We start from the raw sequence: 20,747 nt of genomic DNA, 5'->3' as shown, positions 1-20,747 counted from the left end.
CGCGGTGTCCGATCCTGCTCTTGCGCTCGAAAATCAAAGCGCTTAGATTCTTCACGACGGGCTTCCCGTCCCCACCACAGCGACCGGGAGCGACGCGGCTCCCGAGACAGGAACGATGATGATCCGAACCCCCAGGCGCTCCACCCTCGCCGGGCTCGCGGTGCTCGCGACCGGTGCTCTGCTGCTGACCGGATGCGGCCGCGGCGACGGCACCGCGACCGCCGCGGGCGAGGCCGTCGGCCTCTCCGACGGACCCGCCACCGGCGAGCTCACCATCTGGGCCCAGGGCACCGAGGGCGAGGCGCTGCCCGAGCTCCTGGAGGAGTTCGAGGAGCAGAACCCCGACCTCGACGTGACCGTCACGGCCGTGCCGTGGGACTCGGCGCAGAGCAAGTACCAGACCGCGATCGCGGGCGGGAACACCCCGGACATCGGCATGCTCGGCTCGGACTGGATGCCGACGTTCTCGGACGCCCTCTCCCCCGTGCCGGACGAGATCGACACCTCCGGGATGTTCCCGGGCGCGGTCGCCTCGACCGAGATCGGCGACGCGGTCCTCGGCGTGCCGTGGTACGTCGAGACCCGCGCGATCTTCTACCGCACCGACCTGATGGAGGAAGCGGGCTTCGACTCGTTCCCGACCGACTTCGAGGGCTTCAAAGCCCTGGCGAAGGCCTACCAGGACAACGGCGCGCAGTACGGCGTCGCGCTGCCCTCGGGCGGCTGGAACGCGTTCCTCTCGGGCATGCCCTTCGCCTGGTCGCAGGGCGCGGAGCTGCAGAACGACGACGGCACCGAGTGGACGCTCGACTCCCCCGAGATGATCGAGGCGGTCACCTACCTCAAGAGCTTCTTCGACGAGGGCATCGCCTCGAAGAACCCGGACGCGACGACGGGCCCGTCGGCCGACCTCGTCGCCGGAACCGTTCCCATGATGATGAGCGGCCCGTGGGACGTCGGGCAGATCATGGAGGCGGGCGGTCCCGGCTTCGAGGACAAGTTCTCGGTCGCGCCGATGCCCGTGGGCACGAGCGGCACGTCGCTCATCGCCGGCGCCAACCTGGCCGTCTTCGAGGAGTCGGAGAACAAGGAGGCCGCCTGGAAGCTGATCCAGTGGCTGTCCGAGCCGTCGACGCAGACCGAGTGGTTCGAGCTCGTCGGCGACCTGCCCTCGCAGACCTCGGCCTGGGAGGACCAGGCGCTCACCGAGGACCCGCGCGTCGCGGTCTTCGGCGAGCAGCTGAAGGACGTGCGCGGTCTGCCCGCGCTGACGGTCTGGCCCGAGATCTCGGCGGCCGCCGACACCCTGATCGAGCAGGTGTACCGCGGAGGCGCCGACCCGGCCGAGGCCCTCGCCTCGCTCCAGGAGACCGCGGACGCGATGGGCACCGGGCAGTGACGTCCGTCCAGTCACCCGCGGCGGTCGCCGGCGCCCTGCGCGTCGGCGACCGCCGACGGAACCCCGCCCGCAGGCGCGCCACGGTGGTGGCGTACCTCTTCGCGCTGCCCTTCCTGGCCTCCTTCGCGGTCTTCATGGTGTTCCCGCTCCTGGCGTCGCTCGGGATGTCGTTCACCGACTTCACGAACCGCGACATCGCGACTCCGTTCGGCGTGGACTTCGTGGGCCTCGAGCAGTTCACGACGCTGCTGTCGACGCCGCGGTTCCTCCGCTCGCTCGTGAACACCCTCTACTTCGTCTCCGTCGGCATCCCACTGACGATGGTCATCGCGCTGGCGCTGGCCGTAGCGCTCAACAGCGGCATCACCCGCTTCCGCACCGCGTTCCGCGTGGGCTTCTACGCGCCGGTCGTGACGAGCATCGTCGCGGTCGCGGTCGTGTGGCGGTTCATCCTCCAGCCCGACGGGCTCCTCAACACGGCGCTCGGAGCGATCGGCATCACCGGTCCCAACTGGCTCGGCGATCCCGCCTGGGCCATGCCGGCGATGATCCTGATGGCGGTCTGGCGCAGCGTCGGGACGCTGATGGTGCTCTTCCTCGCCGGCCTGCAGAACGTGCCGCAGGATGTGCTCGAAGCGGCCGAGGTGGACGGGGCGAACCCGTGGCAGCGCTTCGTCCGGGTGACCCTGCCGATCCTGCGGCCGACCCTCCTCCTGGGCGCGGTGCTGCTGTCGGTCGGCTTCCTGCAGTTCTTCGAGGAGCCGTTCGTGATGACCAAGGGCGGGCCGCTGGACTCGACGCTGTCGATCAGCTACTTCACCTACAACCAGTTCGGGTTCGGCAACTTCGGTCTCGCCTCCGCCTCGAGCTACATCCTCTTCGTCGCCATCGCGCTGCTGAGCCTCGTGCAGTTCCGCGCCTTCCGATCCAAGGACTGACGCCATGACCACCACCCCCGTCCGCGCCCCGCGGACCGCTCCGCTCGGAGCCTCGCCCGACCGGCGCCCGAGCGCGTGCCGGAGCCGGTCCGCCGCCGCCGTCCGATCCGCCCCGGTCGGATGCTGACCTACGCGGTGCTGGTCATCGCGCTGGTCGTGACCCTCACTCCGTTCGTCTGGATGTTCCTCGGCGCGTTCAAGACGAACGCCGAGCTGCTGCAGCGCCCGATCACCTGGTGGCCCGAGGACGCGACGCTCGACAACCTCGTCGCGTGGTTCACCCGCCTCGACATCGGGCGGTTCTTCGTGAACAGCACCGTCGTGGCGCTGTTCACCGTGCTGGGCAATCTGCTGTTCTGCTCGATGGTCGGCTACGTGCTCGCCAAGATCGACTTCGCCGGCAAGAAGGTGATCTTCGCGCTCGTGATGATCACGCTGATGGTGCCCGGCATCGTCACCTTCATCCCGCTCTTCGTCGTCGTCAGCAAGCTCGGGCTGATCAGCACGTACGCGGCGCTGATCCTCCCGTTCCTGGCCGGGCCGATGGGGGTGTTCCTGATGCGGCAGTTCATCATGGGGATCCCCGACGCCCTGCTCGAGGCCGCGCGGATCGACGGAGCGGGTGAGGTGCGGATCTTCACCCGCATCGTCCTCCCCCTGTGCGGCCCGGCGCTCGCGACCCTCGCGATCCTGACCTTCCTGGGCTCGTGGAACAACTTCCTCTGGCCGCTCGTCGCCGCGCAGTCCGAGGACATGTACACGCTCCCGGTCGCCCTCTCGCTCTACTCGACCGGCCAGAACGCCACGAACTACGGGATCCTGCTGGCCGGATCCGTGCTCGTGCTGACGCCGATCCTGCTGCTCTTCGTCGCGCTGCAGCGCTACTTCATCCAGGGCATCGCGGCGGTGGGGATCAAGTGACCCTCCTCGAGAACGCTCCCGCCCTCACCACGACGCAGGCGCCGATCGTGCCGGGGTTCCATCCGGATCCGAGCATCTGCCGCGTCGGCAAGGACTACTTCCTCGTCACCTCCTCCTTCGAGTACTTCCCGGGTGTGCCGATCCTGCGCAGCCGTGATCTGCGGTCGTGGTCGCTGCTGGGCAACGTCCTCGACCGGCCGTCGCAGCTTGCCCCGGGCGGAGGCGGCAGCCGCGGCATCTACGCACCGACGCTGCGCCACCACGACGGCCGGTTCTGGATGATCACCACCGACGTGTCGGGCCCGGGCTCGGGACATCTGATCGTGACCGCGACGGAGGCGAGCGGCCCCTGGTCGGACCCGGTGCGGGTCGTCGGCGCCCCGGGGATCGATCCGGACCTGGCGTGGGACGAGGACGGGACCTGCGTCCTGACCTGGTGCGGCACGGGTCCGCTGTCAGGGATCGTGCAGGCGCGCCTCGACACGACGACCGGGATGCTGCTCGAAGCGCCGCGATCGGTCTGGTCGGGCACCGGCCTCGCGTTCCCGGAGGCTCCGCACCTCTACTCCCGCGGCGGGTGGTGGTACCTGCTGGTCGCCGAGGGCGGCACGGAGCGGGGGCACTGCGCCTCGATCTCGCGGTCCCGGAGCATCTCGGGCCCGTTCGAGGGCGACCCCGCGAATCCGATCCTGACCCACCGGAGCACGACGCTGCCCGTGCAGAACACCGGTCACGCCGACCTGGTCGAGGGCCCGGACGGGGAGTGGGCGATGGTGTTCCTCGGGGTGCGGCCTCGCGGGATCACGCCGATGTTCCACGTCAACGGCCGCGAGACGTTCCTGGCGGGAGTCGACTGGGTCGACGACTGGCCCGTCGTCGTGCCGGACCGGTTCACGGGGGCTCCCGTCGACCACTCCTTCACGGAGTCGTTCGCGCTGCCACTCGGGCCGCGCTGGGTGTCGCCGAACACGGTCCCGCAGCGGGTGCTGCAGGCGTCGGACGGACGCACCGAGCTCGTCGCGACGATCGAGGCCGACGGATCCAGCGGCATGCTCGCGACGCGGATCCCTGACCAGCACTGGCGCGCCCGCTGCCGCATCGACCCGGGCGAGGGCTCGTTCCGCTTCCTGCTGCGGCTGGACGATGCGCACTGGTACGGGATCGATGCGGACGCGACCGGAGTCTCGGCGCGAGCCCGGATCGGACCCCTGGAATCCTCGGTCGCCCGCCGCGATCGCACCCCCGGCCCGATCACCCTGGCGCTTGCCAGCGTCGCCGCCGCCGCGGGCGGTCCCGACGACATCGAACTGGGGGTCGAGGACGTCGGCGGGTACGAGCGCCTCGCCGTGCTGGACGGCCGATACCTCTCGACCGAGGTCGCAGGCGGGTTCACCGGGCGGGTGCTGGGGCTGCAGTCGCTGATCGGAGCGACGGTGCTGGAGTCGCTGAGCTACGAGGGGCACGCGGCCTCCGAGTGAGTTCCGCTCCGGAGCGCTCGGCCCGGGGTCAGCCCTCGGGTGGAGCCTCCGGAGCGCCCACCGCCGCGAACCGCCCCGCGAGCACGCCGAACGCCGCCACCAACTCCACCGGCCGCGCCCCCTCCACGTCCACGCCGAAGCGCCCGAAGGAGGCGGCGAGCGCCTCCCAGGACCACGATCCGGCCGTGACGCGGCAGCTTCCGTCGCCGAGGTCCTCGACCTCCTCGGCGAACGGCAGCACCGCGGCGGCCGGCATGCGCAGCACCGCGCTCCCCACGCACGGCCACGGGCCGTCGTCCGACCCGCGGAACCGCGCCGAGAGGAGCGCCGCCGCAGTGCCGCCCGGCACCGGCCGGCGCTCGAAGCGCCGCCGCGTCGACTCCGGATCCGAGACGCGGTCGGCGCGGAACACCCGCCAGTCGTCCCGGTCGAGATCGAACGCGATCACGTACCAGCGCCCCTGCCGCGCCACCAGGTGGTGCGGCTCCACCCGCCGCCGCCCGTCCGAGCCGGCGCCCGCGTACGCGAACCGGAGCACCTCCGACGCCCGCACGGCCGCCGAGACCGAGACGAGCACCTCGGGCGCGACCGTCGGCCCCGGCACCGGCGCCGTCGTGAACCGCAGCGCGTCCAGCCGCTGCGCCAGCCGCGTCGGCAGCACCTGCCGAAGGGTCGCGAGGGCTCGCGCCGACGCCTCCTCGAGCCCGGTGCCGGTCGCCGAGGCCGAGCGCAGCGCCACGGCGAGCGCCAGCGCCTGCTCGTCGTCGAGGAGGAGGGGCGGCAGCTCGGACCCCGCCTCGAGCCGGTAGCCGCCGTCGGGCCCCTTCGTCCCGCGGATCCGGTAGCCCATCCCCCGCAGCCGGTCGACGTCGCGCCGCACCGTCCGCGGCGTCGTGTCGAGCCGCTCCGCCAGTACTGCGCCCGGCCAGTCCCGCCGCAGCTGCAGGAGCGAGAGCAGCTGGAGCATCCGCGCACTGGGAGAGGGCATGTCCCGATGCTAGATCGAGAAGAGGACAGGATCCGTCCGCATCCCCCGGCACAGTGGGCGTCGCCGGGAGGACGTCCCGGCCGATCGGAGGGAATCCCATGAGCATCACCACCACCACGCACCTCAACTTCCGAGGCGAGGCCCGCGCGGCGCTCGAGTTCTACCGCTCGGTCTTCGGGGGCCGGCTCGACGCCGTCACGAACGACCAGGCGCAGCTCACGACCGACCCGGCCGAGGCCGACCAGCTCTCGTGGGGGCAGGTCGTCTCGGAGGCGGGCTTCCGCGTGATGGCCTTCGACGTGCGCTCCGGCACCGCGCACGACCCGGGCACGATCCCGGTCTTCGTCTCGGTCCGCGGCACCGACGCCGACGAGCTCACGGGCTACTGGGAGTCGCTCGCCGAGGGCGCGGACATCGTCGCTCCGCTCGCCCCGTCCGGCTGGTCGCCGCTCTACGGCATGCTGCGCGACCGCTTCGGCGTCACGTGGGTCCTCGACCTCGAGGTCGCCTGGGCGGGCTGACCTACTCGGCCCCGCCCGTCTCGGCGTGCGGGGCCCCGACGGCCTTCGACTCCGGTGACCCCCGTTCGCGCAGGTACACCGACAGCGCGGCCATGCTGCCGACAGCGAGGAACTCGGACTGCCAGTTCTGCAGCGTGCGGTTCCAGAAGTCCGAGCTCGTCAGGTACTCGGCGTACGAGACCGGCGCCGCGAGGTCCATCAGCTGCTGCTCCGAGTAGGCGACCTGCCCGGTCACCGACTGTGCGAACCACGATCCCAGGAAGATCGCACCCATCACGAGCAGCAGCGAGTGGGAGTAGAACCAGCGGCGCGGACCGGGCGGCGCCGTCGCGGGGCCGGGTGACGACTCCTGCGCGTACTCCCCCACCCGCTGCTCCTCGTCGGTGCCCGGGCCCTGCTCGTCCACCGTCTTCGACTCGGACGAGCCGCGCTGCACGAACCAGACGGTGGCGGCGATGTAGAGGAAGAACTGGAGGTACTCGGACTGCCAGTTCTCGGCGACGTCGCCCGCGAAGCTCGACGAGGTGACGTAGCGGAGCCAGCCGACGGGCTCGAGCCCGGCGGACTCGAGCTCCTGCCGGTACGAGAGCAGCCCCGCGATCGACTGACCGGCGAGGCTCAGGAGGAACAGGGCCGCGAAGAGCAGCGTCAGCGAGTTGTCGCGCAGGAACGACCGAGTGCGCGTGCGGGGCTCGTGGAGCAGCGAGGTCACCGGTGCAGCACCCCCAGCGCGACGAAGTAGACCAGGCCCACCGAGACGACGGCGAGGCAGCCCGTGAAGACGGCGCGCATCAGGAGCCGTCGATCCTGCAGTCGAACGGAGCGTCCTCGCCGGTCGGCGAGCAGCCCGCGGCCCGCACGCGCCAGCCGTCGCCGCTGGCCGCGAGGAACACGGTGTCGCCGTCGAGCTCGACGATCGCGCCCTGCCCGAACGCCTGGGCGCGCGGTTCGCCCCTGCCGGCCTCGAGTGCGAGCGAGCCGATCGCCTGCACGCAGTCCGCCCCCTCCTGCTCCGTCAGCGCCGCGGACGCTGCGGAGTGAGGAGGGCGCACGCCGCGGCGCCGTCGCCCCGCGCGAGGGCCGCCTCGAACGCGACGGCGGTGCTCCCGGCCGCCGCGGTGTCGGGTCCGGAGCAGCCGGCCAGGGCGAGCACCACCACGAGCACCGCGGGGATCCGTCTCCTCATGCGTCCACCTCCACGAGGCCACGGTAGGCCGGGACGGCCGGGTGCTGGAGGGCGTTGACAGGCGGTGCGGCCGCGTACTCGCGCGCTCGCGGGGCCTCCGATCGGTCGGCGCCCGAGGGGAGGAGGATGGCGGCATGTGCTCCCCGTGCCGCCGGCCCCCCGCATGACCGCCGCTCCTCGGCCGCTCCTCGTCAGGATGCGCCCGCGCTCCGTCGACGAGCAGCACCGCGCCTCGAGTCCGCTCGAGCTGCTCGTCGATCTGACGTTCGTGGTCGCGATCGCGCAGATCGTGCAGCAGCTCGCCCACGCGATCGAGGAGGGGCACGCCGGCGAGACGATCCTCCCCTTCGGCATGGTGTTCTTCGCCATCTGGTGGGCGTGGATGAACTTCACCTGGTTCGCCTCCGGCTACGACACCGACGACGTGCCGTACCGGCTGCTGACGCTCGCGCAGATGGCGGGCGTCCTCGTCCTGGCGGCCGGGGTGCCGTCGGCGTTCGAGAGCGGCGACTTCAGCGCGATCACGGTCGGCTACGCCATCATGCGGATGGCGCTGGTCAGCCAGTGGGTCCGCGTCGCCGTGTCCTCGCCCGCGCACCACCGCTCCGCCCTGCGCAGCGCGGTCGGGTTCACCCTCGTCCAGGTCGGCTGGCTGCTGAGGCTCCAGCTCCCGGAGCAGTACGCGATCGCGAGCTTCGTCGTGCTCGCGGCCCTGGAGCTGTGCGTCCCGCTGTACGCGGCGCGGCAGGGCGAGCCGAGCTGGCACCCGCACCACATCGCGGAGCGGTACGGGCTCTTCACGATCATCCTGCTCGGCGAGGGCGTGCTGGCGGCGGTGAGCGGGATGCAGGAGTCGCTGGCGGAGCGCGGCGTCAGCGCGCCGCTCGTGCTGGTGTCGCTGGCGGCGCTCCTGATCGTCTTCGCCCTGTGGTGGCTGTCGTACCTCCACCCCTCGGGCGAGCTCCTCGAGGCGCGACGCGGCCTGTCGTACCGCTGGGGCTACGCGCACTACCTCGTCTTCGCGGCGCTGGCGGCGCTCGGAGCCGGACTGGAGTCGGCGGTGGCGGCCACCGCCGGGCACCTCGAGGAGACCGAGCTCGTGCTCGGTGCCGCCGTGGCGGTGCCCGTGGCCGGGTACCTGCTCCTGCTCTGGGCGGTCCACCGGCCGCTCGGAGACCGCGAACCGCTGCGGGCCGCGGTCGTGCTGCCCGCCGTCGCGCTGGCCGCCGCGGCACCGCTGGCCGCTCCGGCGATCGGAGTGGCCGGCACGGTGGCCCTGATCGCCGTCGTCTGCGCCGGGCTCGTGGCCGCCGTCCTCGTGCGGGAGCGGACGGGCGGCGTGCGGGCGTCGGCCGCGGCAGACGTCCCTCCCCGCCTGCGGATACGCTCGACCGCGCGGGCGCCGATGCGGCGCGGAACGGGAGCGGCATGGCCACGGTATCCTCGGCGGAGCGGCGCGCGCGCCTGATCGGCCTGCTCGAGCGCGACGGCGCCGTGCGGCTCGACGACGCGGCGGCCGAGCTCGACGTCTCGACCATGACCGTGCGGCGCGACCTCGCCGATCTCGAGGCGGAGGGACGGCTCAGCCGGGTCCGCGGCGGAGCGGTGCCGGCGCTGCGCCCGCGCCCGTTCGCCGAGCGCCTGGCCGCCGGAGCCGCCGCGAAACGCGAGATCGCCCGGAAGGCCGTCGCCCTCGTGCCCGCGAGCGGCGCGATCGCGGTCGACGCCTCCTCCACCGCCGGCACCCTGCTCGGCGCTGCACCGGAGTCGCCGCAGCTGCTCGTCGCCACGAACTCGCTCGAGAACCACGCCTCGGCCCGTCGCGCCGCCCGCGCCCGCGTGGTGCTGATCGGCGGCGAGCTCGAGGAGGAGACCGACAGCTTCGTCGGCCCGCTCGCGTGCTCGAGCGCGGCCGAGCTGCACTACGACCGCTTCTTCACCTCCGCCTCGGCCGTGTCGATCGAGGGGACCAGCGAGGTGACGCTGCAGGAGGCGCAGGTGAAGCGCGTCTTCGTCGCGTCGTCCAGCGAGACCGTGCTGCTCGTGGACTCGACGAAGCTCGAGCGCACCGCGCTCGCCCGCGCCCTCGCCTGGGACGCGATCAGCGTGATGGTGACGGAGCTCGATCCGGCGGACTCCCGCCTGGAGCCGTTCCGCGGGCTGGTCGAGCTGCGCTGACCGGAGCGACGCGCGGTCTCCCCCCTCCTCTGCTGATCGAGTAGGCCGCGGAGCGGCCGTCTCGAGATCCCCGTCCGCCGTACCGCGGGCGTCAGCGGTGGGAGGGCGCCGCCGTCGAGTCGCGGACGATCAGCTCGGGGTTCAGCTGGATCCGGTACACCGACCGGCGCGGGTTCTCGATGCGGTCGACCAGCAGGCGCACCGCCGCCTCGCCCACCTCGGCGCGGGGCGGGCTCACCGCGGTCAGCGCGGGAGTGAACAGCCGCGCCACCTCGTCGTCGTAGGCGATGACCGAGAGGTCGCCCGGCACCGAGATGCCGCGGTTGAGCGCGAGATCGACGAAGGCCATCGCCTCGGGGTCGGAGTGGACGAGCAGTGCCGTGACTCCGGTCGCCCGCGCGGTCTCGAGCGTCGCGTTCACGACCTCCGAGAACTCGGGGCTCGAGCGGTCGGGCAGCAGCTGCTCGAAGTGGTCGGCGGGAGTGAGCCCGAGGGACTGGCAGGCCCGCAGCCATCCCGCCGTGATCTTGCGCGAGGTGGGCGAGGAGCGGGACAGGACGAGCCCCACCTTCCGGTGCCCGAGCTCGGCGAGGTGGCGCGCGGCCAGCACGGCGCCGAGCGCGTGGTCGGTGGTGACGGTCTCGAGCTGCAGATCGCCCTCGGGCTCGATCGTCACGTCGCGCTCGACCAGCACCACCGGCACCGAGCAGTCGCTGAGCCAGCGGATGACCTCGCCCGAGTGCTCCGTGTCGGTGTTCGGCGCGACGATCAGTCCGCGCACGTCCCCCGACTTCAGGAGGCGCTCGAGGACGGGGCGCTCGTCCTGCAGCTCGTAGGAGGCTCCGCGGAGGATCACCTCGTAGCCCAGGCGCTCCCCCGCCTTCTCCATCCCGCGCAGCACGCCGGGCCAGTAGTAGGCGAGCGAGGGGACCAGCACCGCGATCGATCCGAGCGCCGCCGTCTCGCCGCGCGGCGGGCGCGGGGTCTCGGCCGAGGAGGCGAGGGCGACGGCGCCGCCGTGCACCCGGCTGAGCAGGCCCTCCCGCTCCATGTCGACGAGATCGCGGCGGAGCGTCACGGTCGCCACTCCGAGCGCCTCCGTGAGCTGCGAGATCCGCACCGCGCCCTCCGAGGCGAGGGTCGTCAGGATGTGCGCGCGCCGCTCTGCGGCGAGAGGTCGTGGCAGCGTCTGATCGCTCATGTCCGGTCTCCGATCGATGTGTCCATTTGTAGCGGTAACCGGAGGAGCCGGTGCTCGCCCGCTCCCGGTCGCGGCCGCGACGACGCCGTCGGGCCGGCGGAGAGGCGCGCGCGACCGCGCTTCCCCGGCGTCGTCGTGCTCGATCGTCCCACGACGCCCTCCTCCCACTCCGGGTGCCGATCGAGCGATGCGGAAGGACGGTTCGCCTACTCACTCGATCGGTAACGATCATTTAACAGCACCACGCGTCTTGCTGTGTCGCTTTTCGCTGTGTACGCTTCTGATTTGTTCGGCCCGCTGGTGGGCGAGCCGGCATCGATTCGAAGGAGAACGAGGTGGACCCTCAGGGCGACTGGTCGCGGGACCGCTGGGTCGCTTCGCCGACTCCCTCCTCTCCTCCGCCATGGCGTACGCGTCCGACGGCCACGGCCGGATCCTCCTCCCCGGCGCCGAGGGCGGCTACGGCCGCGCGGTCGACGGGCTCGAGGGCTTCGCCCGCACCTTCCTCCTCGCCGGGTTCCGCATCGCGGGCGAGCGGGGCGTCGGCGTCGACCACCTGATCGACTTCTACTCCCGCGGTATCGCGACCGGCGTCGACCCCGACGCCGCCGACCGCTGGGTCCGCCTCGAGGAGCACGCGCAGGCGAAGGTCGAGGCCGCGTCGATCGCCCTCGTCCTCGACCTCACCCGCCCCTGGATCTGGGACCGCCTCGACTCCCTCACGCAGCAGCGCGTCATCGCCTACCTCGAGCCCGTCGTCGGCGACGACACCTACCCGCAGACCAACTGGGTCTGGTTCCGGATCGTCGTGCAGACCTTCCTCCGCTCCGTCGGCGGCGCGTGGTCGGCCGAGGACATCGCCGCCGACCTGGCCCGCCACGACTCCTTCGAGCGCGAGGACGGCTGGATGGCCGACGGCGTGGAGCGCGCCTTCGACCACTACGTGGGCTGGGCGCTGCACGTCTACCCCGTGCTGTGGACGCGGATGCAGGGCGCCGCGGAGCTCGCCGCCGGGCGCCGGGCGCACGACACCGCGCAGCTCGACCGCTACCTCTCGGACGCGCTCGCCCTGACCGGCGGCGACGGCTCGCCGCTGCTGCAGGGCCGCAGCCTGATCTACCGCTTCGCCGCCGCGGCCCCGTTCTGGGTCGGAGTGATGGCCGAGGTGCCCTCGCACTCGCCCGGCGCCCTCCGCCGCGCGGCGAGCGCCGTCGTCTCGCACTTCGCCGACCACGGAGCTCCGGACGAGCGGGGCGTGCTCACGATGGGCTGGCACCACGAGTGGCGCACGCTCGCCCAGTCGTACTCGGGGCCCGGATCGCCGTACTGGGCGGTCAAGGGGATGCTCGGCATCGCCCTGCCGGCCGACCACCCCGTGTGGTCCGCCCCCGCCGAGCCGCTGCCGATCGAGCGCTCCGACGAGCTGCTGAGCATCGCCTCCCCCGGCTGGATCGTCTCGGGGACCCGCGACGACGGCATCGTCCGCGTGATCAACCACGGCACCGACAAGGCGCTCGAGGGCACCGTCTCGGCGGACTCGCCGCTGTACGCCCGGCTGGGCTACTCCACTGCCGCGGCACCGCTGCTCGACGAGCGCGGCTGGAGCGAGCCGCTCGAGCAGAGCGTCGCCCTCGTGGACGCGATCGGCGCCGGCACGGCCCGCACCGGCATGACCTGCACGGGGACGGCGATCGAGGGCTCCGTCGGGCGCGCCGGATCGACGTGGGACGCGCACTGGATCCGCGCGGCGGCCTCCTCGCACCGGCACGGCGAGGGCCTGTCCGGCAGCGCCCGCCCCGCCGGGCACCTGGTCGTCGACTCGCTCGTGCGCGGCCCCTGGGAGCTGCGCGTCGTCCGCGTCGCATCGCTCGCCGACGACGTCCGGCCCGAGGATCTGCGCCTGCGGATCGGCGGCTGGGCGACGGCCGGCGACGACGTGTCGACCGCGATCGGCGACTCCGGAGCCTCTGCCGCCTCGGCCGGCCGGACCAGCGCGATCGCGCTGCTGTCGGGCGGCGACGGCGACCCCGACGTCGTCGAGCGCGACGGCGCCTCCCCGCTGGGCCCCCACGTCGCGGTGCCGGTGCTGAGCCTCCCCGTCGTGGTCGGCGAGCCCGTCGTCACCCTGATCACCCTCACGGGTGCGGACGCTCCGCTCGCCGCCGCCGCCCGCATCGCCCGCGAGGGCGACGACCTGCACGTGTCCGCGACCTGGCCCGACGGCCTGGTCACCGAGCACGTCCTCACAGACTCCGGAGGCGCCGCACGGCCGCTCCGGTACCCGCGGACCCGAGGTGGGGTCCTGCACGCCGATGCAAAGGAGCAGCACGCATGAAGAGAAGATTCGCCGTCACCGGGGTGGCCCTCGCCGCCGCCCTGTCCCTCACCGCCTGCTCGGGAGGAGGAGGCGGTGACGCCGCCGCCCCCGCCGACGGTCCCGTCACCCTGTCGGTCTCGGGCTGGAGCCTGAGCACGACTCCCGAGTTCCAGGCGCTGGCCGACGCGTTCCACGAGAAGGACCCCGACGTCACGGTCGAGGTCAAGGAGTACGACGCCACCAACTACGACACGCTGATGACCGCGGACCTCGCGGCCGGCAGCGGGCCCGACATCATCACGCAGAAGAACGTGAAGAACGTCGTCACCTACCAGTCGGGCGGCCAGCTGATGGACGTCTCGGACGTCGAGATCCCCGAGTCGATCGGCGGAGCGGAGGCCTACGAGGTCGACGACAAGCAGTGGGCGACCCCCTACCGCCAGGACTCCTGGGTCCTCTTCTACAACAAGGACCTCTTCGACCAGGCCGGCGTCGCGTACCCCGACGGCTCCTGGACCTGGGACGACTACGAGTCGAACGCCGAGTCGCTGAAGACCGCGCTCTCGGCCGCCGGCAGCGCCGCGAACGGCACCTACGGCCACAGCTGGCAGTCGACCGTCCAGGGCTTCGCCGCCGCGCAGACCCCCGACGTCGACATCCTCGGCGGCGACTACAGCTACCTCGAGCCGTACTACGAGCGCGTCCTCGCGCTGCAGGACGCCGGCGCGCAGGTCGACTACAACACCGTCGTCGCCAACAAGCTCACCTACCAGGCCGAGTTCGGCAAGCAGAACGCCGCGATGATGCCGATGGGCACCTGGTTCGTCGCGTCGCTGATCGCCCAGCAGAAGTCGGGCGACTCCGACACCTTCAACTGGGGCATCGCCCCGATCCCGCAGTTCGACGAGTCGACGACCGGCGAGGGCGACACCCCGGTGACCTTCGGCGACCCGACCGGCTTCGGCATCAACGCGAACATCGACGACTCCAAGGCGGCCGCCGCCAAGGAGTTCCTCGAGTTCGCCGCGAGCGAGGAGGGCGCGCAGGTCGTCGCGTCCCTCGGCATCACCCCCGCGCTCACCAGCGACGCGGTGGCCGAGGCCTACTTCGCCGTCGAGGGCGCGCCCACCGACGAGCTGTCGAAGACCGCCTGGTCCGAGCACGACACCAAGCCGGAGAACCCCACCTCGGCCAAGACCGCGGCCGTGCAGAACATCCTGCTCGACCTGCACACCTCGGTCCTCTCGGGCTCCGCGAGCATCGAGGACGCCGTCAAGTCGGCGGACGACCGCGTGAAGAACGAAGTCGGCACCGACTGACTCCCCGCGGTGGCCGGCCGGATCCCGGCCGGCCACCGCCTCCGCTCGACCCCGACACCGCCCAGCCCCGCCCAGACCTTGGAGGTCTCATGACGACCCTCGCCGCCGCCGACGCCGGCACGTCGACACCGCCGCCGAAACGGCGCCGCTCCGCGTACGCGGTGAGGAACACCCTCATCGGGTACACCTTCATCCTCCCGAACTTCCTCGGCTTCGCGGCGCTCACGCTCGTGCCGGTGATCACGCTCTTCTACATGTCGCTCACCGACTGGAACGTCTTCGGCCAGGCGAACTGGGTCGGGCTCGCGAACTTCCAGCGCCTGCTCGGCGACGGCAGCTTCCGCATCGCGCTGACCAACACGCTCTACTACGCCGCGCTGCACATCCCGCTGACGCTGATCGTCTCGCTCGGGCTCGCGCTGCTGCTCAACAACAAGCTCCGCGGCGTCGCCTTCTTCCGCACCGCCGCGTTCTTCCCCTACATCACGTCGATCGTCGCGATCGCCGTCGTGTGGAACCTGCTCTTCAGCCCCGAGTACGGACCGATCAACGAGATCCTCCGCGCGGTCGGCTTCTCGAGCCCTCCCGGGTGGCTGACCTCGTCGGAGTGGGCGATGCCCGCCGTCGTCATCATCAGCACCTGGCGCGACATGGGCTACTACATGATCCTGTTCCTCGCCGGCCTCCAGACCGTGCCGCGCGAGCTCCACGAGGCGGCCCGCGTCGACGGCGCGTCCGTCTGGCAGCGCTTCGTCAACGTGACGATCCCGTGCCTTCGGCCGACCACGTTCTTCGTCACCGTGATGCTGACCATCAACTCGTTCAAGATCTTCGATCTGATCCTGGTGATGACCCAGGGCGGGCCCGGCCAGGCCACCCTCGTGCTCTCGCAGTTCATCTACCAGAAGGGCTTCCAGGAGAACCAGTTCGGCTACGCGTCGGCGGTCTCGGTGGTCCTCTTCCTGCTCTGCATCGTCGTCACGCTCGTGCAGTTCTTCCTCAACAGAAGGAGTGAGTCCCGATGACCGGACTGCTGATCCCCGAGGGCGCTCCCGTCCTGCCGCGCGTCGACGAGCCGCTCGCGCCGCGCCGGAGGACCGCCGGCCGCTCCACCCTGTCGCGCGTGGGCCGCCTGCTGGGCTACGCCGTGATGATCCTCGCCGCGGCCGCGCTGCTGCTGCCGTTCTTCTGGATGATCATGAGCTCGCTCAAGACGCCGAACGACGTCTTCTCGGTGCCCGTGAAGTGGGTGCCCGACACCTGGGTCTGGAACAACTACGTCGACATCTGGGCGCAGTCCGGGATGCTCACGTGGATCCGGAACACGCTGATCCTGGCGGTCGTCGTGACCGTGCTGCAGGTGCTCACCGGCTCGTTCGCGGCCTACGGGTTCTCGCGGATGCGGTTCCCCGGTCGCGACGTGCTGTTCCTGATCTACATCGGCACCATCGCGGTGCCGTGGCAGTCGTACATGATCCCGCAGTTCATCCTGCTGTCGAACCTGAAGGTGTCGAACACCCTCTGGGCGATCATCCTCATCCAGGCGTTCGGCGCGTTCGGCGTGTTCCTGATGAAGCAGTTCTACGAGACGATCCCCGAGGAGCTCTCGGAGGCCGCCCGGCTCGACGGCCTGAGCGAGTACGGCATCTGGGCGCGGATCATGGTGCCCCTGTCGATCCCCGCGATCGCGAGCCTCACGCTGCTCACCTTCGTCGCCACCTGGAACGACTACCTCGGGCCGCTGATCTACCTCCGCAACCCCGACCTCTGGACGATCCAGCTCGGACTGCAGAGCTTCGTCAGCACCCTCTACGACGCCAACTACGCGCTGCTGTTCGCGGGCCTGGTCATCTCGGTGATCCCCATCGCCGTGGTCTTCCTGCTCGGTCAGAAGTACTTCGTCGAGGGCATCGCGACCAGCGGATTGAAGGGCTGACGTGCGCCGCATCCCGCACGGCCTCTACGCCTCGCTCTTCGGCGTCGTCCACCTGATCCTCACGACCAACGTGCTGCTCGTGATCGGCTGCCTGCCGCTCGTGCTGCTGCTGATCACCACCGACCCGGCGCGGTCGTGGCCGCTGCTCGCGGCCGCCCTGCCGCTGTGCGCGCCGGCCGTCCGCGGAGCCTTCGCGGTCTTCGGCGAGCACGGCCGGGGCGGGACGCGCGTCGTCCGCACCTTCTGGGCCGCCTGGCGGCAGGGCTGGGGCCGCACCCTGGCCCTCGCGGCGGGGGCCACCGCGGTCGCCGCGATCGCCCTGGTCGACGTGCGGTTCCTCTCGACGTCGCAGATCGGAGTGGTCGTCGTGCCGCTCCTCCTGATCGTGGTGCTGCTCGTCGTCGGCACCGCCCCGGTCGTGCTGGTCGCCCTGATCGAGGCCCCCGGAGCCGCGCTGCTGCGCACGCTGCGGATCTCGCTGATCCTCGCCACCCGCCGCTGGCACCTGACCCTCGTGTCGCTGCTGGTCCTGGCCTTCCAGGCGTACCTCTTCACCCTCTCGCCGGCCCTCGCCCTCGGCGTCTCGGCGGCGCCCGCCCTGTACCTCGTCTGGGCCGACGCGCGCTACACCCTCCTGCCCGCCCTCCCCGCCGACCAGCCGGTCGCCGCGTGAGCCACGACGAAGGACAGACCGTCATGACCACCACCCACCCGTCCTCCGCGAGGACGACGACGGAGCAGGCCCTGGGCGATGCGCTCGAGGTCGTGCGCCGCATGATCGAGCGGTTCGGCAGCGCCTATCCGGACGACACCACCACCGACGGGCGGTACGAGCTGCGTCCGGCGACGGCCGGATTCGCGGCGGGAGCCAACCGCGGCTGGACCACCAGCTTCTGGCCCGGCATGCAGTGGATCGCGTGGGAGCTCACCGGCGAGGAGGTCTTCCGCGGCGCGGCCGCCGGCCACCTCGAGGACTTCGCCCGGCGCCTGAACGAGGGCGAGGACCTCGACACACACGACCTCGGCTTCCTCTACACGCTCTCGGCCGTCGCGCCGTGGCGGCTGCTCGAGGACCCGCTGGGCCGCTCGACCGCCCTGGCCGCCGCCGACGTGCTGATGACGCGGTTCCTCGAGAACGCCGGCATCGTGCAGGCCTGGGGCGACCTCCGCGACCCCGCCCAGCGCGGACGGACCATCATCGACTCCCTCATGAACATGCCGCTGCTCACCTGGGCGGCCGAGCAGACCGGGGACGCGCACAAGGCCGAGGCCGTGCGCCGCCACGTCGAGGCGCTGCGCACGCACATCCTCCGCCCGGACCACTCGACCTTCCACACCTTCTACTGGGACGCCGAGACCGGGGAGCCGCTGCACGGCGGCACCGAGCAGGGCGCCTTCGACGACTCCTGCTGGGCCCGCGGACAGGCCTGGGGCATCTACGGCTTCGCGATGAACCACCGCGTCTCGGGCGACCCGGCCGTGCTGGAGGCGTCGCGCGCGTGCGCCGACTACTTCCTCGCGCACCTCCCGGCCGACCTCGTGCCGTACTGGGACCTCGTCTACACCGACGGCAGCGACGCCCCGCGCGACAGCTCCGCGGCCGCGATCGCGGTCTGCGGGCTCTTCGAGCTCGCCTCCGTCGAGAGCGACGAGGAGCGCGCCGAGCACTGGCGCCGGTCGGCGCACGAGCTGCTCGCCGCCCTCATCGAGCACTGCGCCCCCGCGACCCCCGAGTCGGCAGACACCGTCCTGCTGCACAGCGTCTACGACCTGCCGAAGGACGTGGGAGTCGACGAGGGCACCCTCTGGGGCGACTACTTCTACCTGGAGGCGCTCGTGCGCGCCTCGCGACCGGAATGGCGGCCCTACTGGTGAGACTCCTCCGCTACTCCTCGCCCGACGGCGACCGCACCGGCGTCGTCGTCGACGGCGACCGCGTGCTCGATCTGGGCGCGCTGCCCGTGACAGACCTGCTCGCGGACGACGCGCTCCTCGCCGACGCCCGCGAGCGCGCCGGGGCCGCGTCCGGCGACGACCTCCCGCGACTCGACTCCCTGCGCCTGCTGCCGCCGGTCGTGCCGGGCAAGATCCTCTGCATCGGCTACAACTACCGCGGCCACGTGCCCAGCGGAGGAGAGGACCGGCCGGTCCCGACGACCCCCGACGTCTTCGTGAAGACGCCCAACACGCTCTCGGCGCCCGGCGACCCCGTGACCCTGCCAGCCACCGCCTCCGACGTCGACTACGAGGGCGAGATCGCCCTCGTGATCGGCCGCGCCGGCCGCGACATCCCTCTCGAGGAGGCCGCCGCGCACATCGGCGGCTACTCGCTGATGAACGACGTCTCGGAGCGCACCTGGCAGGGCCGCTCGAGCCAGTGGACCCTCGGCAAGTGCTCCGACGGCTTCGCTCCCCTCGGCCCCTGGCTCGTCACCCCCGACGACGTGCCCGACCCGCAGGACCTGCGCGTCGAGGTGGAGCGGGAGGGGCGGATCACCGTCTCGCAGAGCACCGCCGACCTCGTCTTCACCATGGCGGCGCTCGTCCACCACCTCAGCGAGGGCCTCACCCTCGAGCCCGGCGACGTGATCTCGACCGGCAGCCCGCAGAAGCTGCCCGACGCGCTCGCCGCGCACCGGCCGCTGGCCGACGGCGACTCCGTCACCGTGCGCGTCGACGGCCTCGGCTCGCTCACGACCCTCTTCCGAAAGGCAGGACGATGATCCTCGACAGCTTCCGACTCGACGGCCGCGTCGCCGTCGTCACCGGCACCAGCAAGGGCATCGGCCGCGGAGCCGCCCTGGCCCTCGCCGAGGCCGGAGCGGACATCGCCCTGATCGACCGCGGTGACGCCTCCGGGACCGCCGAGGCGATCCGGGCGCTCGGCCGCCGCGTCGTGCTCATCCGCCGCGACTTCGCCGCGGCGAGCGCCGCCGAGCTGCACTCGGCGATCGACGAGGCCGTCGACGGGCTCGGGCGGATCGACGTGCTCGTCAACAACGCCGGCACCATCAAGCGCGCCCCGGCCGCCGAGCACAGCGCCTCCGACTGGGACGAGGTGCTCCGCGTGAACCTCGACTCGGTGTTCCACCTCACCCAGGCGGCCGGCCGCCGGATGATCGCGCAGGGCTCCGGCCGGATCATCAGCGTCGCGTCGATGCTGTCGTTCCAGGGCGGCATCACCGTGCCCGGGTACACCGCCTCCAAGCACGCCGTGGCGGGACTCACCAAGCGTTCGCCAACGAGTGGGCCGCCTCCGGAGTGACCGTCAACGCGATCGCCCCCGGCTACCTCGCCACCGACAACACCGCGGCCCTGCGCGCCGACGCCGCGCGCGACGCCGCGATCCTCGCCCGCATCCCCGCCGGACGCTGGGGACTGCCCGCCGACCTGCAGGGCGCCTTCGTCTTCCTCGCCTCCGACGCGTCGGCCTACGTCACCGGGACCGTGCTCCCCGTCGACGGCGGCTGGCTCGTGCGATGACCCCTCCCACCCGCGAACCAGGAGCCTCCGACATGGACCAGCGCTACGCCACCAACCCCTCGCAGATCCCCGGGATGACCACCGAGGACCTCCGCTCGCACTTCCTCGTGCCCGAGATCTTCATCGAGGGCGAGATCCGCCTCGTCTACACGCACCACGACCGCATCGTGCTGGGCGGGGCGATGCCCGCCGGGAAGCGGCTCGAGCTGACCGGCTACGAGGAGATCCGCAGCGAGACCTTCCTCGAGCACCGCGAGCTGGGCGTGATCAACGTCGGCGGGACCGGCACCGTGACCGCCGACGGCGAGACCTACACCCTCGTCACCGGCGCCTGCCTGTACCTGGGCCGCGGGATCGAGCGGGTCGCGTTCGAGGACGCCGACGGAGCCGCGCAGTTCTACCTCTTCTCCGCCCCCGCGCACACGGCCTACCCGACCGTGCTCGTGTCGCCGGGCGAGGGCACCGTGCGCGAGCTCGGCGAGCAGTCGACGAGCAACCGCCGCACCCTGAACCAGTACATCCACGAGAACGGCGTGCGCAGCTGCCAGATCGTCATGGGCGTCACGACGCTGCACGAGGGCTCGATGTGGAACACGATGCCCGCGCACACCCACGACCGCCGCACCGAGTGCTACCTCTACTTCGACCTGCCCGAGGAGGCCCGCGTCATCCACCTCCTCGGCGAGCGTCAGGAGACGCGCCACCTCGTGGTCGCCGACCGCCAGGCGATCATCTCGCCGAGCTGGTCGCTGCACTCCGGAGTCGGCACCGCGGCGTACTCGTTCGTCTGGGCGATGGCCGGCGAGAACCAGGCCTTCGACGACATGGATCCGGCGCCGGTCGCCGACCTGGCGTGAGCTCGTCGGGAGCGGCCGCGGCGCG

General features: G+C 71.9%; 20 protein-coding genes and 1 pseudogene. 16 read left to right on the top strand and 5 right to left on the bottom strand.

Features of this window, described 5'->3' with window-relative positions; translation table 11 throughout:
* Positions 1-115: 115 nt before the first annotated feature.
* The 4 genes from B0T42_RS04050 to B0T42_RS04035 all read left to right on the top strand — a co-directional run bounded on the left by B0T42_RS04050 (position 116) and on the right by B0T42_RS04035 (position 4,736).
* Positions 116-1,399 (top strand): extracellular solute-binding protein, encoded by a 1,284-nt coding sequence (locus tag B0T42_RS04050; protein ID WP_077222032.1) that lies wholly within the window; start codon positions 116-118, stop codon positions 1,397-1,399.
* A complete protein-coding gene (locus B0T42_RS04045; protein ID WP_446737352.1) occupies positions 1,396-2,337 on the top strand; it encodes a carbohydrate ABC transporter permease in 942 nt (313 codons plus the stop codon). The genes B0T42_RS04050 and B0T42_RS04045 overlap by 4 nt, the downstream gene beginning before the upstream one ends.
* A 120-nt stretch (positions 2,338-2,457) precedes the next feature.
* Entirely contained in the window at positions 2,458-3,258 is an 801-nt protein-coding gene (locus tag B0T42_RS04040) for a carbohydrate ABC transporter permease (protein ID WP_056868637.1), read from the top strand.
* Positions 3,255-4,736, top strand: a complete 1,482-nt coding sequence (locus B0T42_RS04035) for a glycoside hydrolase family 43 protein (RefSeq protein WP_077222031.1) — start codon at positions 3,255-3,257, stop codon at positions 4,734-4,736. The genes B0T42_RS04040 and B0T42_RS04035 overlap by 4 nt, the downstream gene beginning before the upstream one ends.
* A 28-nt stretch (positions 4,737-4,764) precedes the next feature.
* On the opposite strand, the gene B0T42_RS04030 is transcribed toward B0T42_RS04035, so the two are convergent.
* On the bottom strand, positions 4,765-5,724 hold the full coding sequence (locus tag B0T42_RS04030; RefSeq protein WP_077222030.1) for a helix-turn-helix transcriptional regulator: 960 nt from the start codon (positions 5,722-5,724) through the stop codon (positions 4,765-4,767).
* Between the two features lie 98 nt (positions 5,725-5,822).
* On the opposite strand from B0T42_RS04030, the gene B0T42_RS04025 reads away from it, so the two are divergent.
* Entirely contained in the window at positions 5,823-6,245 is a 423-nt protein-coding gene (locus B0T42_RS04025; protein ID WP_077222029.1) for a VOC family protein, read from the top strand.
* Between the two features lies 1 nt (position 6,246).
* Here B0T42_RS04025 and B0T42_RS04020 read toward each other — a convergent pair whose 3' ends face one another.
* From B0T42_RS04020 to B0T42_RS19900, 3 genes are all read right to left on the bottom strand, one after another.
* Entirely contained in the window at positions 6,247-6,957 is a 711-nt protein-coding gene (locus B0T42_RS04020; RefSeq protein WP_236720099.1) for a DUF6766 family protein, read from the bottom strand.
* Positions 6,958-7,036: 79 nt separating this feature from the next.
* Entirely contained in the window at positions 7,037-7,237 is a 201-nt protein-coding gene (locus tag B0T42_RS04015; RefSeq protein WP_077222028.1) for a hypothetical protein, read from the bottom strand.
* Between the two features lie 23 nt (positions 7,238-7,260).
* Positions 7,261-7,431: a hypothetical protein gene (locus B0T42_RS19900; RefSeq protein ID WP_158078031.1), complete on the bottom strand. Its 171-nt coding sequence runs from the start codon at positions 7,429-7,431 to the stop codon at positions 7,261-7,263.
* Positions 7,432-7,627: 196 nt separating this feature from the next.
* Between B0T42_RS19900 and B0T42_RS04010 the strand changes: the two genes are divergently transcribed.
* Together B0T42_RS04010 and B0T42_RS04005 are read left to right on the top strand one after the other, a co-directional pair.
* The gene (locus B0T42_RS04010) at positions 7,628-8,899 is read left to right on the top strand and encodes a low temperature requirement protein A (protein WP_077222070.1); all 1,272 of its coding nucleotides are present in this window, start codon (positions 7,628-7,630) and stop codon (positions 8,897-8,899) included.
* Complete coding sequence (locus tag B0T42_RS04005; protein ID WP_077222027.1) at positions 8,860-9,609, top strand: DeoR/GlpR family DNA-binding transcription regulator; 750 nt, start codon at positions 8,860-8,862, stop codon at positions 9,607-9,609. Before B0T42_RS04010 ends, B0T42_RS04005 begins: the two co-directional genes overlap by 40 nt.
* A gap of 91 nt (positions 9,610-9,700) precedes the next feature.
* On the opposite strand, the gene B0T42_RS04000 is transcribed toward B0T42_RS04005, so the two are convergent.
* A complete protein-coding gene (locus B0T42_RS04000) occupies positions 9,701-10,810 on the bottom strand; it encodes a substrate-binding domain-containing protein (protein WP_077222026.1) in 1,110 nt (369 codons plus the stop codon).
* A 403-nt stretch (positions 10,811-11,213) separates the two neighbouring features.
* Between B0T42_RS04000 and B0T42_RS03995 the strand changes: the two genes are divergently transcribed.
* The 9 genes and pseudogenes from B0T42_RS03995 (at position 11,214) to kduI (ending at position 20,722) form a co-directional block, all read left to right on the top strand.
* Positions 11,214-13,145 (top strand): DUF2264 domain-containing protein, encoded by a 1,932-nt coding sequence (locus B0T42_RS03995; protein ID WP_077222025.1) that lies wholly within the window; start codon positions 11,214-11,216, stop codon positions 13,143-13,145.
* Positions 13,142-14,446, top strand: a complete 1,305-nt coding sequence (locus tag B0T42_RS03990) for an extracellular solute-binding protein (protein WP_077222024.1) — start codon at positions 13,142-13,144, stop codon at positions 14,444-14,446. Before B0T42_RS03995 ends, B0T42_RS03990 begins: the two co-directional genes overlap by 4 nt.
* 89 nt (positions 14,447-14,535) lie before the next feature.
* Positions 14,536-15,471: a carbohydrate ABC transporter permease gene (locus B0T42_RS03985; protein WP_055789508.1), complete on the top strand. Its 936-nt coding sequence runs from the start codon at positions 14,536-14,538 to the stop codon at positions 15,469-15,471.
* Entirely contained in the window at positions 15,468-16,382 is a 915-nt protein-coding gene (locus B0T42_RS03980) for a carbohydrate ABC transporter permease (protein ID WP_077222023.1), read from the top strand. Before B0T42_RS03985 ends, B0T42_RS03980 begins: the two co-directional genes overlap by 4 nt.
* A gap of 1 nt (position 16,383) precedes the next feature.
* Positions 16,384-17,055: a DUF624 domain-containing protein gene (locus B0T42_RS03975; RefSeq protein ID WP_077222022.1), complete on the top strand. Its 672-nt coding sequence runs from the start codon at positions 16,384-16,386 to the stop codon at positions 17,053-17,055.
* A gap of 23 nt (positions 17,056-17,078) precedes the next feature.
* The gene (locus tag B0T42_RS03970) at positions 17,079-18,257 is read left to right on the top strand and encodes a glycoside hydrolase family 88 protein (RefSeq protein ID WP_077222021.1); all 1,179 of its coding nucleotides are present in this window, start codon (positions 17,079-17,081) and stop codon (positions 18,255-18,257) included.
* Positions 18,254-19,105, top strand: coding sequence for a fumarylacetoacetate hydrolase family protein (locus B0T42_RS03965; protein WP_236720098.1), 852 nt, complete (start codon positions 18,254-18,256; stop codon positions 19,103-19,105). Before B0T42_RS03970 ends, B0T42_RS03965 begins: the two co-directional genes overlap by 4 nt.
* Positions 19,102-19,865 (top strand): annotated as a pseudogene (gene kduD, locus B0T42_RS03960) (2-dehydro-3-deoxy-D-gluconate 5-dehydrogenase KduD). Before B0T42_RS03965 ends, kduD begins: the two are co-directional and overlap by 4 nt.
* Positions 19,862-20,722, top strand: a complete 861-nt coding sequence (gene kduI / locus B0T42_RS03955; protein WP_236720097.1) for a 5-dehydro-4-deoxy-D-glucuronate isomerase — start codon at positions 19,862-19,864, stop codon at positions 20,720-20,722. Before kduD ends, kduI begins: the two are co-directional and overlap by 4 nt.
* Positions 20,723-20,747 lie beyond the last annotated feature (25 nt).

It is taken from the genome of Rathayibacter rhapontici (assembly GCF_001995175.1).
Lineage (GTDB): Bacteria > Actinomycetota > Actinomycetes > Actinomycetales > Microbacteriaceae > Rathayibacter.
The sequence above is the reverse complement of the archived record's forward strand: the minus strand, read 5'-3'. Positions and strand labels throughout refer to the sequence as shown.

What these genes read in the sequence shown, in the direction of transcription:
- B0T42_RS04050 (WP_077222032.1), top strand. Translation starts at nt 116, where the DNA reads ATGATGATCCGAACCCCCAGGCGCTCCACCCTCGCCGGGCTCGCGGTG.
- B0T42_RS04040 (WP_056868637.1), top strand. Translation starts at nt 2,458, where the DNA reads ATGCTGACCTACGCGGTGCTGGTCATCGCGCTGGTCGTGACCCTCACT.
- B0T42_RS04030 (WP_077222030.1), bottom strand. Translation starts at nt 5,724, where the DNA reads ATGCCCTCTCCCAGTGCGCGGATGCTCCAGCTGCTCTCGCTCCTGCAG.
- B0T42_RS04025 (WP_077222029.1), top strand. Translation starts at nt 5,823, where the DNA reads ATGAGCATCACCACCACCACGCACCTCAACTTCCGAGGCGAGGCCCGC.
- B0T42_RS19900 (WP_158078031.1), bottom strand. Translation starts at nt 7,431, where the DNA reads ATGAGGAGACGGATCCCCGCGGTGCTCGTGGTGGTGCTCGCCCTGGCC.
- B0T42_RS04010 (WP_077222070.1), top strand. Translation starts at nt 7,628, where the DNA reads ATGCGCCCGCGCTCCGTCGACGAGCAGCACCGCGCCTCGAGTCCGCTC.
- B0T42_RS04005 (WP_077222027.1), top strand. Translation starts at nt 8,860, where the DNA reads ATGGCCACGGTATCCTCGGCGGAGCGGCGCGCGCGCCTGATCGGCCTG.
- B0T42_RS04000 (WP_077222026.1), bottom strand. Translation starts at nt 10,810, where the DNA reads ATGAGCGATCAGACGCTGCCACGACCTCTCGCCGCAGAGCGGCGCGCG.
- B0T42_RS03995 (WP_077222025.1), top strand. Translation starts at nt 11,214, where the DNA reads ATGGCGTACGCGTCCGACGGCCACGGCCGGATCCTCCTCCCCGGCGCC.
- B0T42_RS03990 (WP_077222024.1), top strand. Translation starts at nt 13,142, where the DNA reads ATGAAGAGAAGATTCGCCGTCACCGGGGTGGCCCTCGCCGCCGCCCTG.
- B0T42_RS03985 (WP_055789508.1), top strand. Translation starts at nt 14,536, where the DNA reads ATGACGACCCTCGCCGCCGCCGACGCCGGCACGTCGACACCGCCGCCG.
- B0T42_RS03980 (WP_077222023.1), top strand. Translation starts at nt 15,468, where the DNA reads ATGACCGGACTGCTGATCCCCGAGGGCGCTCCCGTCCTGCCGCGCGTC.
- B0T42_RS03970 (WP_077222021.1), top strand. Translation starts at nt 17,079, where the DNA reads ATGACCACCACCCACCCGTCCTCCGCGAGGACGACGACGGAGCAGGCC.
- kduI (WP_236720097.1), top strand. Translation starts at nt 19,862, where the DNA reads ATGACCCCTCCCACCCGCGAACCAGGAGCCTCCGACATGGACCAGCGC.